At 67.4% G+C, this 11,754-nt stretch carries 10 protein-coding genes; 5 read left to right on the top strand and 5 right to left on the bottom strand.

All coding sequences use genetic code 11. The features are described from left to right. The first annotated feature begins 165 nt into the window (after window positions 1-165). The 3 genes from JMF82_RS17240 to JMF82_RS17250 are packed head-to-tail and all read left to right on the top strand — an operon-like array spanning window position 166 to window position 3,034. Entirely contained in the window at window positions 166-951 is a 786-nt protein-coding gene (locus tag JMF82_RS17240; RefSeq protein WP_201315785.1) for a 3-hydroxybutyrate dehydrogenase, read from the top strand. Between the two features lie 15 nt (window positions 952-966). After that, on the top strand, window positions 967-2,145 hold the full coding sequence (locus JMF82_RS17245) for a patatin-like phospholipase family protein (protein WP_236585539.1): 1,179 nt from the start codon (window positions 967-969) through the stop codon (window positions 2,143-2,145). A gap of 28 nt (window positions 2,146-2,173) precedes the next feature. Beyond that, window positions 2,174-3,034 carry an NAD(P)-dependent oxidoreductase gene (locus tag JMF82_RS17250; RefSeq protein ID WP_201315786.1) on the top strand — a complete coding sequence of 287 codons (861 nt, stop codon included), beginning with the start codon at window positions 2,174-2,176 and terminating at the stop codon, window positions 3,032-3,034. Between the two features lie 208 nt (window positions 3,035-3,242). On the opposite strand, the gene JMF82_RS17255 is transcribed toward JMF82_RS17250, so the two are convergent. From JMF82_RS17255 to JMF82_RS17275, 5 genes are all read right to left on the bottom strand, one after another. Then, window positions 3,243-3,998, bottom strand: coding sequence for an SPOR domain-containing protein (locus JMF82_RS17255; protein WP_201315787.1), 756 nt, complete (start codon window positions 3,996-3,998; stop codon window positions 3,243-3,245). After that, window positions 3,999-5,687: an arginine--tRNA ligase gene (gene argS, locus JMF82_RS17260; RefSeq protein WP_201315788.1), complete on the bottom strand. Its 1,689-nt coding sequence runs from the start codon at window positions 5,685-5,687 to the stop codon at window positions 3,999-4,001. Window positions 5,688-6,228: 541 nt separating this feature from the next. Further along, window positions 6,229-8,001 carry a tetratricopeptide repeat protein gene (locus JMF82_RS17265; protein ID WP_201315789.1) on the bottom strand — a complete coding sequence of 591 codons (1,773 nt, stop codon included), beginning with the start codon at window positions 7,999-8,001 and terminating at the stop codon, window positions 6,229-6,231. A gap of 185 nt (window positions 8,002-8,186) precedes the next feature. Next, window positions 8,187-8,861 (bottom strand): DNA repair protein RadC, encoded by a 675-nt coding sequence (gene radC / locus JMF82_RS17270; RefSeq protein WP_201315790.1) that lies wholly within the window; start codon window positions 8,859-8,861, stop codon window positions 8,187-8,189. Window positions 8,862-8,955: 94 nt separating this feature from the next. Further along, window positions 8,956-9,858 carry a LysR family transcriptional regulator gene (locus tag JMF82_RS17275; RefSeq protein ID WP_201315791.1) on the bottom strand — a complete coding sequence of 301 codons (903 nt, stop codon included), beginning with the start codon at window positions 9,856-9,858 and terminating at the stop codon, window positions 8,956-8,958. Window positions 9,859-9,976: 118 nt separating this feature from the next. Between JMF82_RS17275 and JMF82_RS17280 the strand changes: the two genes are divergently transcribed. Both JMF82_RS17280 and JMF82_RS17285 read left to right on the top strand, forming a co-directional pair. Continuing rightward, window positions 9,977-10,717, top strand: a complete 741-nt coding sequence (locus JMF82_RS17280; RefSeq protein WP_201315792.1) for an SDR family oxidoreductase — start codon at window positions 9,977-9,979, stop codon at window positions 10,715-10,717. Between the two features lie 65 nt (window positions 10,718-10,782). Further along, a complete protein-coding gene (locus JMF82_RS17285; RefSeq protein WP_201315793.1) occupies window positions 10,783-11,682 on the top strand; it encodes an SDR family oxidoreductase in 900 nt (299 codons plus the stop codon). The last annotated feature ends 72 nt before the right edge of the window (window positions 11,683-11,754 follow it).

Below are 11,754 nucleotides of genomic sequence, written 5' to 3' on the forward strand. Positions count from 1 at the left end.
GGCCTGCGCCGGAATGACGGCGTCGAAGAGACCTGGCTGAATGGTCCATTCGTCGCATGGATGCGTGCATACAAGCTGTGCCAGCCTGTTCGTCCCGCGGACAGGCTGCGCCGCACGACCTGATTCCGTTTCTGCTTTCCCCGTTCCCCATCGAAAGGAGTGGTTATGGCAAGTCTCGACGGCAAGGTGGCACTCATCACAGGCGCGGCCAGCGGCCTGGGCAAGGCGATCGCCGAGCTTTACGCGAAGAACGGCGCGGCGGTGGCCATCGCCGACATCAACCAGCAGGCGGCCGACGCAGCCGCTGCCGAGATCAACGCGGCGGGCGGCAAGGCCATCGGCGTCGCGATGGACGTGACGGACGAAGCCGCCGTGGATGCGGGCACCGACAAGGTGGTCGCCGAGTTTGGCCATCTCGACATCCTCATCTCCAACGCCGGCATCCAGATCATCAATCCGATCGACCAGTTCTCGTATGCCGACTGGAAGAAGATGCTGGCCATCCATCTCGACGGCGGCTTCCTCACCACGCGCGCGGCGCTCAAGCACATGTACAAGGGCGATCGCGGAGGCACCGTCATCTACATGGGTTCGGTGCATTCGCACGAGGCCTCCAAGCTCAAGTCCGCCTATGTCGCCGCCAAGCACGGCCTGCTGGGCCTGGCGCGCACGCTGGCGAAGGAAGGCGCCGCGCACAACGTGCGTTCGCACGTGATCTGCCCGGGCTTCGTGCGCACGCCGCTGGTGGAGAAGCAGATTCCCGAGCAGGCGAAGGAACTGAAGATCACCGAAGAGGAAGTGATCAAGAACGTGATGCTCAAGGACACCGTCGACGGCGTGTTCACCACCGTGGACGACATCGCGCAGACCGCGCTCTATCTCGCCACGTTCCCTTCGGCGGCGCTCACCGGCCAGTCGATCGTGGTCAGCCACGGCTGGTACATGCAGTAAGGAGAGCCTGCCTCGATGGACGTAGCCAAGCACATGCCCGCACCGGAAACCTTCGCCAAGGCGATCAAGCGTGACTACCGCACGCTCGCCCTCGTGCTGCAGGGTGGCGGTGCGCTGGGCGCGTACCAGGCCGGCGTGTTCGAGGCGCTGGACAATGCCGGCATCCATCCGAACTGGATTGCCGGCATTTCCATCGGCGCGCTCAACGCGGCGGTCATTGCCGGCAATCCGCCGAAGCACCGCGTGGAGCGCCTGCGCGAGTTCTGGCAGACCATCTGCCGCCCGCCCTTGCTGCCGACGTGGCCCACGCCGCCGCTCGATCCCGGTGCGTGGGAACTTCCCTGGTTGAACGGCCTGAGCGGCTGGTCGGCGCTGCGTGCGCTGGTGGAGGGGCAACCTGGCTTCTTCGTGCCGCGGCCGTTTCCGCTGTTGCCGTGGCGCGCCTCGCCCACCACCGCGAGCTGGTACGACACCTCGCCGTTGAAGGCCACGCTGGAACGCCTGGTCGACTTCGATCGCATCAACCACAAGACCGCCATGCGCGTGTCGGTGGGCGCGGTGAACATCCGCACCGGCAACTTCGCCTACTTCGACAACACCGAGGGCGAGCTGCGCGTGGAGCACTTCATGGCATCGGGATCGTTGCCGCCGGGTTTTCCGGCGACCGAGATCGACGGCGAGTTCTACTGGGACGGCGGCATGGTCTCCAATACGCCGCTGTACAAGGTGCTGTCCGATGCCTCCTGCCGCGACGCGCTGATCTTCCAGGTCGACCTGTGGAGCGCGCGAGGCGAGGTGCCGCGCGATCTCGCCGAGGTGACGTCGCGCGCCAAGGACATCCAGTATTCCAGCCGCACCCGACTCATCACCGAATACATGGGCCTGCGCCAGAAGCAGCAGCGCGTGCTGCAGGACCTGATGGCGCTGGTGCCGGAAGACCGGCGCCACGATCCCGCCTATCGCCGCGCCGAGATCTACGCGGGCGGCTCGCTGGTCAACCTGTTCCACCTGATTTACCGCAACAAGCCGTACGAAGGGCACTACAAGGATTACGAATTCAGCTTCGGCAGCATGCAGCAGCACTGGCATAGCGGCATGGAGGACATGCAGTGCACGCTGCGCGAGCCGCAATGGTTCGCGCGGCCCGATGCCGAGCATCCCTTCGTGACCCACGACGTCCATTGTGAAGATTGATTAGATCAGTACCTCCCCAGGAAACTCCATGACACTCAAGGCAGCATTCATCGGACTCGGCGCCATGGGCACGCCGATGGCCGGTCACCTCAAGGCCCAGGGCCTGCTCCACGCCGTTTCCAGCCGCACGCAGGCCAATGCCGATGCGGTGGCGAAGGAACTCGGCGTCACGGCGCCCTCGCTGGCCGATATCGCCGCCCAGTGCGATGTGATCGCGCTGTGCGTCACCGCCGATGCCGACGTGCTCGGCGTGGTCGATGCGCTCGCGCCGCATCTGAAGCGCGGCGCCATCGTGGTCGATCATTCCACCGTGGCCCCCGACACCGCCAAGCAGGCGGCGGCCAAGCTGGCGGCGGTCGGTGCGCACTTCCTCGACGCGCCGGTGTCCGGTGGCGTGGAAGGCGCAAAGAACGGCAAGCTCTCGGTGATGGTGGGTGGTGATGCCGCGGTACTCGAACGCGCGCGCCCGGTGCTGGAAGCCTATGCGTTGCGTGTCACGCACCTGGGCGACGTCGGTGCCGGCCAGGCCACCAAGGCGGTGAACCAGGTGCTGGTCGCGGGCATTGCGCAGGGCGTGTGCGAAGGCCTCGCGCTCGCCGAGGCACTGGGCCTCGATCCCGAACGCCTGCTGCCCACGCTGGGCGCCGGCGCCGCCGGCAACTGGTTCCTGGAAAAGCGCGGCGCCACCATGCTGCGCAACGAGTTCAGCGTCGGCTTCAAGCTCGGCCTGCTGCACAAGGACCTGGGCATCGTGCGCCGCATCGCCGAAGGCGCGGGCGTCAACCGCAGCGTGATCGAGCGGTCATTGGCCGACTACGCCGAGCTGATGAGCCAAGGCTACGGCGACGATGATATCTCCGGCCTGATCCGGCTCAAGCGCAAGGGCTGATCAAGCTGTCGATTTCTTTAGGAGCGCACCCTGTGCGCGATAAGCCGACGAAGCGGTGACGCCGTACCCACTCGCGTCATCCACGAACTGGGTGCAAGCTCAGATGCCGCGGTCGCGCACTGAGTGCGCTCCTACAGTCGCGGTGAGGAAGCAACAAAAAAGGCCGCGACATGCGCGGCCTTTTTCTTGAGCTCGGTAACGCGAAGGCCTACTTGCCTTCCTTCAACGCAATCGCATTGATGCCCGCCGAGGCCAGGCGCTGCTTGGCCGATTCCAGTTCGGTGGCGGAGTGGAACGGGCCCAGGCGCACGCGGTTGTAGGTCTGGCCGTTGACGTTGACCGGGGCCACGTTGGCGACGAAACCCTGCATGGCGAGCTTGGCCTTCAGCGTTTCCGCATCGGAGGCGCTCGGGAAGGCGCCCACCTGCAGCAGGTAGCCGCTGCCGGCAGAGGCGGTGTTGGCGGTCGGTGCCGCCGCGGGCGTGGCATGCACGGCCGATTCCGGCGCGGGCGTGATCGCTTCCGATACGGCGGCCGGTGCCGGCTTCGCCGCGGCCTGCTGCTGTTGCTGCTGGGCGGCGGCCTGCGCTGCCTGCTGGGCGGCCTGCTGCTTCTGTTGCTGCTCGGCCTTGGCCTGTGCGCTGATCACCGCATCGGGAATGCGCACTTCCTTTTCCGACAGCACGGAATAGAAGTCGTACTGCGGCTTCTTCGGCGCCGGTGCGGTGTCGGTGGCCGAGGTGGTTTCGTTGCCGGCCGCGCCCGCGTCGCTGCCGCGCTGCGCGGTGGCCTGTGCGTTCGGCTGCGGACCGTCGTTGCCGCGGGGCGCCATCGGCAGGTGTCCGCGCATGGCGAACATCAGCAGGGCGCCGACCAGGATGCCGATGACGGCCCAGCCCCAACCCGGCATGCCGCCGCTGTTGTTGCGGACGGCCTGTCGACCTTTGCCCTTGCGTGCTGCCATTTACATGCTCTCCGGGGCGCTGAGGCCCAGCAAATCAAGACCGTTCTTCAGGACCTGGCGCGTCGCCACGATGAGTGCGAGTCGCGCGTCGCGCAGGTTTGCATCGTCCACCAGGAACTGGTGCGAGTTGTAGTAGGTGTGGAACGCATTGGCCAACTCGCGCAGCCAGGTGGCGACCAGGTGCGGCTCGAGGTTCGCCGCCGCGGTCTCAACCAGCTCGGGATACTTGGAAAGCTCCGTCAGCAGGATCTGCTCGTGCTCGTTGTCCAGGCGCGCCAAGTGGGCCAGGCCATTGTGCAGATCGAAGGTGAACCCTTTCTCGCCAGCCTGGCGCAGCACGCTACAGACGCGAGCATGGGCGTACTGGATGTAGTAGACCGGGTTGTCGTTGCTCTGCGAACGCGCCAGGTCGATGTCGAACACCAGCTGCGAATCGCCCTTGCGGGCGATCAGGAAGTAACGCGTGGCGTCGCGGCCCACCTCGTCGATGAGATCGCGCAGGGTCACGTAGCTGCCCGCGCGCTTGGAGATCTTCACCTCTTCGCCGCCGCGCATCACCGTCACCATCTGGTGCAGCACGTATTCCGGCCAGCCCTGGGGGATGCCGGCATCGAGCGCCTGCAGGCCGGCCTTCACGCGGGCCAGGCTGCCGTGGTGGTCCGAACCCAGCTCGGTGATGGCGCGCACGTAGCCGCGCTGCCATTTGCTGCGGTGGTAGGCCACGTCGGGCACGAAGTAGGTGTAGGTGCCGTCGGACTTGCGCATCACGCGGTCCTTGTCGTCACCGAAATCGGTGGAGCGCAGCCACAGCGCGCCGCCTTCCTCGTAGGTGTGGCCGTGGGCGACCAGTTCGCGCACGGTCTCGTCCACCTTGCCGTCGGTATACAGCGAGGATTCCAGGAAATAGGTGTCGAAGCGGACGCCGAACGCCTGCAGGTCCAGGTTCTGCTCGCGGCGCAGGCTGGCCACGGCGAAGTGGCGGATGGCGTCGAGATCGTCGGCGTTCCTGGCGCCGGTGACGACGTCGCCGTCCGCTTCCACCGACTCACCGGCCATGTAGGCGCGGGCGACGTCGGCGATGTAGTCGCCGCGGTAGCCGTCTTCCGGCCATCCCTCGGCGCCCGGCGCCAGGCCGCGTGCGCGTGCCTGCACCGAGATGGCGAGGTTGTTGATCTGCACGCCGGCGTCGTTGTAGTAGAACTCGCGCTTGACGTTCCAGCCGGTGGCGTCGAGCAGGCGGCTCAGGCAGTCGCCGATGGCCGCGGCGCGGCCGTGGCCCACGTGCAGCGGGCCGGTCGGGTTGGCCGACACGTATTCCACGCCCGCCGTCACGCCCTTGCCCGTCTGGCTGCGGCCGTAGGCATCGCCCTCGGCCATGATGCGCCGCACTTCGTCGTGGTACGCGCCCGGCGCCAGGAAGAAGTTGATGAAGCCGGGGCCGGCGATCTCCACCTTGGCCGCCAGGGTGTTGGCGGGCAGGGCGGCCACGAGCTTTTCGGCCAGTTCGCGCGGCTTGGCGCGGGCCGGCTTGGCCAGCAGCATGGCTGCGTTGGTGGCGAAGTCGCCGTGGTCGCGGTTGCGCGCGCGCTCGATCACGAAGCTGGGAACCTCGAGGTCGGCGGGCAGGGTGGAGTCGTTCTGCAGGGTACGAAGCGCCTGCAGCAGCAGTTCGCGCAGCTGTTCTTTCACGGCGTTGGTCGGGCGACGATGGAACCGCCAATCCTATCAGACCGGGGCTCGCCAGGCCGCTTCGTGACGGGGTTTTCGGCGTGCTGCGTTGCGGGGGAGAAATCTGTGGATAACTCTGTGGGGAATCCCTGACATGGAAGCCATCCCCGTGCCGATTTTCCCGTGGAAATGCAGATGTAATGAAAAATACCGTTTTGATTCAGTGAATTAAAACGCACACATGAGGATGTCGGCAGCAATGGAACGGAAGATGCCGTCTCAGGCCGAATGTGCATAAGTCGCCAAGCCAGGCATCGGGCCCATGGCGATCAACGTGCCGTGCGTCGCGTCATGCCCCTGTCATGCGGCACTGCCACACTCTCCTCCGTCCCCCGGCACCTCCCCGCCGGCACGGACAGGAGACCGCCGTGCTCCTGCTCTCCCCACAAACGGCCAAACGGCGCGGACCTCCCCCCGCGCCGTTGCTTTTTCAGGGCCTGGCCGCCATTGAGCCTGCTGCGTGTCTCGAGCATGCGCGACGTGGAGCTGAACCCGTCGGTCGTTAGAGCCGCTCCATGCTCAGCCAGGCCGGATCGCCCAACCAGGCCTGCTGGAAGGCCTGGCGCGCGTCGGACGCCTCGCGCGGGCGTCCCGCCGCTTCTTCGCTCCGGGCCAGCCCATAGAGCGCCCAGCCGTTGCGCGGGGTCTGCTTCAACGCCGCCTGGAACGCCTGGCTGGCCTCGTCATAGCGTCCGGCCTTGAACAAGGCCGCGCCGAGCGACTGGTTGACCGGGTAGTACCAGTAGGCGGGTTCCTGATAGGGAATCCTGCGCTCCAGCACGATCGCCTCCCGGTAATGGCCCGCGGCGTCCTCGAAGCGGCCTTGCGCCTGCGCAAACCGGCCCCGGGCGACGGCTTCGGCAAGTGCAAGGAGGTCGGGCGCGGGGACGCCCTGTTCGATCATCGGCGCGAACGCACCGGAAGTGCGCAGTGCGGTGAGCGCCGCCAGTTCGCGGTCGAACGCGGCCCGATCCCGGCGCTGGGCATGCGCCACGGCGCGGGCATAAAGGCGCATCGCCGCCGCATAGGGCAGCCGCGCGTCCGCTGGCGGCATGGCGAGGATCGCCTCGGGCTGCGCGAACTGCGCCATGGCCAGATAGGGCGCGGCATCGATCGCCTGGATCCAGGCGATGCGCGCGGAGGTCTCCGGATCCAGCACGGTACGCAGGCGGCGGGCCTCGCGCATCGCGGTGTCCATGTCGCCCGCCAGCTGCGCCGACGTGACGATGAAATGGATGTTGTGCGGGTAGTAGCCGTAGCGTACGAGGCTGTGGTCGCCGGTGCGGCGTATCAGCGTCTCGTCCGAGCGGGCCGCCGCGACGTTGACGCGGATGGCATCGGCGTAGCGGCCGGTCAGTGCGTAGATATGGGCCGGCATATGCACGAGATGCCCCGCGCTGGGCGCCAGCGGCTGCGCCAGTCGATCCGCCGCCGCTTCGGCCCGGCGCGGATCGGCGCTGTTTTCCATCAGGTGGATGTAGAGGTGTGCCGCCTGGAGATGCTCCGGATGGCGGGCAAGCACGGTCTCCACCAGCCTCACAGCCTCGCCGCTGCGCCCCACGGGTGTCCGCCTGTCGGCTTCCCAATAGTTCCAGGGGGTGGTGTCCATCGCCGCTTCGGCGGCGAGCACGGCCACGTCGTCGTCGTGGGGGAAACGACGCGCGACGTCGAGCATGGCATCGGCATAGGCCGCATCGAGTGCGCCGCGGTCGGCTTTCGCATCGCGTGAGTAGCGGCGCGCGATGGCATCGGTCAACGCCTGCTCCAGCGGCGAGGCAGACTCGCGCAACGCGAGTGCACGATCCATCGCGGCCAGCGCGGCGTTCCGGTCGCGATCGTCCATCGGCGCGTTGATGTTGGGCCCCAGCGCGAGTGCTTCGCCCCACCAGCACATCGCGCAGGCGGCATCGAGCCGTTGCGCTTCCCGGAACGAGCGCACGGCACCCGCGTGATTAAACCCGTAGGTAAGCACCAGGCCTTGGTTGAAGTAGCGCCGCGCCTGCTCGTTTCGCGTCGTGATCGGGAGGCGCGATGCGGTGAGGTCGGCAAAGAGCGGCATGGGCGCCGATGCCGCCCCCACCGGCGCGGCGACCGCGGCCGCGATCGCCAGGTGCCGAGTCAGCGACGACGTGGCCGTCTTGCCACCGCAGATCGCAGACGCGAGAACGCCCGGATCGAAAGCCCGCGCCTCGAATGAAAGCGATCCGACCCGCGACGAACCGCCGAGAACGACGACAGCCCCGGCAAGTACCGCGTGCTTCAACAGCCTGCGCATGGCCCGAACCCCGCTTCGGAACGTGGTAGCACGCGAGGTTTACCCAGCCTGCCGGGCTTGTATATACGCTGGAAGACCGGTGCGATGCCGTGGCCGAAGCTGGCGTTGATCCGGTCATGCGCAAGCCAAGGAGCGGGACAGCGCACCCTTGGCGCGAGGCCTGCCGCGCTGCTGGGAGGGCTTCGCTACATCAGCCCCAATGCCGCCATCGACGTCGGCGTTCCCGCGCCGATCACCAGGTGATCGAGCACGCGTACGCCGATCAATTGCAGGGCGTCCTTCAACTCACGGGTGATGGACCGATCGGCCGCACTCGGTTCGGCGACGCCGGACGGATGGTTGTGCGCCAGGATCACCGCCGAGGCGTTGTGCCTCAGGCACGCGCGGACCACTTCGCGTGGATGCACGCTGGCGCCGTCGATGGTGCCGCGGAACAGTTCCTCGAAGGCCAGCACGCGATGGCGGTTGTCGAGGAACAGGCAGCCGAAGACTTCGTAAGGCAGATGGCGTAGCTGGGCGCTGAGGTAGTCGCCGCTGTCGCGCGGATTGCCCAGTGCCGGGCGTTCGGCCAATGGCTCGGCCAGCGAGCGCCGCGCGAGTTCGAGCGCGGCGATCAGGCGGGCGCGCTTGGCCGGACCGACGCCGCGCAGGCGTAGCGCGCTGCCGTGCGGATCGGCGAGCAATGTGCCCAGGTTACCGCTGGCGGCGAGCAGCTCGCGTCCCAGCGTGATGGCGTCCTTGCCGGGCAGGCCGCTGCCCAGCAGCACGGCGATCAGTTCCGCGTCCGACAGCGCGCCGCAGCCGCGGGCCAGCAGTTTTTCACGGGGGCGTTCGAGTTCAGGCCATTCGCGGATGCTCATGCCCTACAGGCTGACGGCGCGATGGCTCGCTGCCCATCGGATTTCCGCGGGAGATCACGTCGGGCACCGTCGCGCCGTGGCAACGAAGGACGGCTTAATGGGCCGCGGGCAGCCGTGTGGCGAATTCGGCCGAGATCCAATCGATGAATACCCGGACCCGTGGCGAAAGCTGGCGATTCTGCGGATAGAGCACGTACACCGGTGATGGTGACGGCGGGTAGCCGGCCAGCACCTCGGCCAGGCTTCCGTTGACGAGATCCTCCTGCACGCGATAGCGCGGGACCTGGATCAGGCCCATGCCGAGTCGCGCGAGGGCGACGTACATCTCCGCCCCCGCCACGCTGACGGCCTGGGGCAGCGCCAGTTGGCGCAGCGTGCCGTTCACCCGGAACTCCAGCGGGATCACGCTGCCCGAGGCCGACGACACGAAGCCGATCATGGCGTGCGCCTGCAGCTCGTCCGGCGTGGCTGGCGTGCCGCGTTGCCGAAGATAGGCGGGGCTGGCGTAGGTGCCTTCCTCCAGCAAGGCGATCTGGCGTCCGATCATGCTGCTGTCGGTGGGCTTGCCCACGCGCAGCACGCAGTCGACGCCTTCGCGCACCAGGTCGACATAGCGATCGCCCTCGCCGATACGCAGCTGGATGCCCGGGTAACGTTCGAGAAAGCCGGGCAGGCCCGGCAGCATGAAGTGGCGAGCCAGCGTGCCGTGCACATCCACGCGCAACAGGCCGGTGGGTTTGGCACCGGTAAAGGCCGCTTCCGCCTCCTCGATCTCGGCGAGGATGGCCAGGCATCGCTGGTAGTAGGCCTCGCCGTCCAGGGTGGGCCGAACCTGGCGCGTGGTGCGCTCGAGCAGGCGTACGCCGAGTCGTGCCTCCAGCTTCTTCACCACCTCGGTGACGGTGGAACGGGGCAGGTCCAGGTCCTGCGCGGCCAGCGTGAAGCTGCGCCGTTCCACGATGCGGGCGAACAGGCGCATGGCGTCAACCTTGTCCACGGCATTGTTCCCATTATCCGAATGATGTTGGCGGATTTGAGCAGATTATCCGTGAACAGCAAAAGACCATCCTTTGCACACACCGGCATCGGGCCGGCTCTCCCAGAGGATGTTTCCCATGTCTGCCAACACTTCCAAGGTCGCCATCGTTACCGGCGCTTCCCGCGGCATCGGCGCCGCCGTCGCCGAACGCCTGGCTCGCGACGGCTTCACGGTCGTCATCAACTATGCCGGCGATGCCGCCTCCGCCGAGGCATTGGCGGGCAAGATCGAGGCGGCGGGCGGCCGCGCGCTGACCGCCCAGGCGGATGTCGCCGACCCCGTCGCCGTGCGCCGCATGTTCGACGCGGCGGAAACCGCCTTCGGCGGCGTCGATGTCGTGGTCAACAACGCCGGCATCATGCAGCTCTCGCCCTTGGCCAACACCGACGACGAGCTGTTCGACCGCACCATCGCCATCAACCTGAAGGGCAGCTTCAACGCCATGCGCGAAGCCGGCAAGCGCCTGCGCGCCGGCGGCCGCATCATCAATTTTTCCACCAGCATCGTCGGCACGCTGCTGCCCACGTACGGCGTATACGCCGCCACCAAGGCGGGCGTGGAAGCGATGACGCACATCATGGCCAAGGAGCTGCGCGGCCGTTCGATCACCGTAAACGCCGTGGCGCCGGGCCCGACCGCAACCGACCTGTTCCTCAAGGGCAAGACGCCCGAGCTGATCGATCAGCTGGCGAAGATGGCGCCGCTGGAACGCCTCGGCCAGCCCGCGGACATCGCCAACGTCGTGTCCTTCCTCGCCGGCCCGGATGGCGGCTGGGTCAACGGCCAGGTGCTGCGCGCCAACGGCGGCATGGTCTGAGCCGAGCCGGCCCTTCTTTCCTGATCGAAGCGCTTCGCGAGCGGCGAAGCCCCCTGGAGATTCCCATGAACAACATCATCGTGATTACCGGCGCGTCGAGCGGCTTCGGCTTGATGACGGCGCACGCCCTTGCCCACGCGGGTCACACGGTTTACGCCGGCATGCGCGAAACGACCGGGCGCAACGCGCCCCGCGTGGCCGGGATGCGGCAGTACGCAAGCGAGCAGGGCATCGACCTGCGTGCCATCGAGATGGATGTCGCCTCGCAGGCGTCGGTGGACACCGCCATCGCGCAGGTCATCGCGGAGCATGGCCGCCTCGACGTGGTGGTGCACAACGCGGGGCACATGTCCTACGGACCGGCCGAAGCCTTTACGCCCGAACAGTTCGCCGCGCTGTACGACGTCAATGTGCTGAGCACGCAACGCGTGAATCGCGCCGCGCTGCCACAGCTGCGCAAGCAGGGGCGCGGCCTGGTGGTGTGGGTCTCGTCCAGCAGCACGCGCGGCGGCACGCCGCCGTACCTCGCGCCGTATTTCGCCGCCAAGGCAGGCATGGACGCGCTGGCGGTGAGTTATGCGGGCGAGCTGGCGCGTTGGGGCATCGAGACGTCGATCGTCGTGCCCGGCGCGTTTACCCAGGGCACCAACCATTTCGCCCATGCCGGCGCGCCGGCCGACGAGGCGGTGGCGAAAGCGTATGCGGATGGCCCGACCTCCGATTTCAGCGAGGTCGCCTTCAAGGGCCTGGCGGCGCTCGAACCAGCGGATGCCGATCCGCAATCGGTGGCCGACGCGATCGTCGCCGTGGTCGACACGCCATTCGGCAAGCGGCCGTTCCGCGTGCACATCGACCCTTCGCAGGACGGTGCCGAAATCGTCAACGGCATGGCCGACCGCGTGCGGGCGGAGCTGCTCCGCCGCATCGGGCTGGAAGACATCCTTCATCCCCGCGTGCTGGTCTGATGACTTCTCCCTCTGGGAGAGGGGTTGAGTCATCGAGTGAATGCCTTCTCCCTCTGGGAGAAGGTGGCGGCA

The organism is Dyella sp. EPa41, assembly GCF_016586165.1.
GTDB lineage: Bacteria > Pseudomonadota > Gammaproteobacteria > Xanthomonadales > Rhodanobacteraceae > Dyella.

Bases quoted from the DNA above. Each gene is read 5' to 3' on its own strand.
- JMF82_RS17240 (WP_201315785.1), top strand. From the start codon at position 166: ATGGCAAGTCTCGACGGCAAGGTGGCACTCATCACAGGCGCGGCCAGC.
- JMF82_RS17245 (WP_236585539.1), top strand. From the start codon at position 967: ATGGACGTAGCCAAGCACATGCCCGCACCGGAAACCTTCGCCAAGGCG.
- JMF82_RS17250 (WP_201315786.1), top strand. From the start codon at position 2,174: ATGACACTCAAGGCAGCATTCATCGGACTCGGCGCCATGGGCACGCCG.
- JMF82_RS17255 (WP_201315787.1), bottom strand. From the start codon at position 3,998: ATGGCAGCACGCAAGGGCAAAGGTCGACAGGCCGTCCGCAACAACAGC.
- JMF82_RS17265 (WP_201315789.1), bottom strand. From the start codon at position 8,001: ATGCGCAGGCTGTTGAAGCACGCGGTACTTGCCGGGGCTGTCGTCGTT.
- radC (WP_201315790.1), bottom strand. From the start codon at position 8,861: ATGAGCATCCGCGAATGGCCTGAACTCGAACGCCCCCGTGAAAAACTG.
- JMF82_RS17280 (WP_201315792.1), top strand. From the start codon at position 9,977: ATGTCTGCCAACACTTCCAAGGTCGCCATCGTTACCGGCGCTTCCCGC.
- JMF82_RS17285 (WP_201315793.1), top strand. From the start codon at position 10,783: ATGAACAACATCATCGTGATTACCGGCGCGTCGAGCGGCTTCGGCTTG.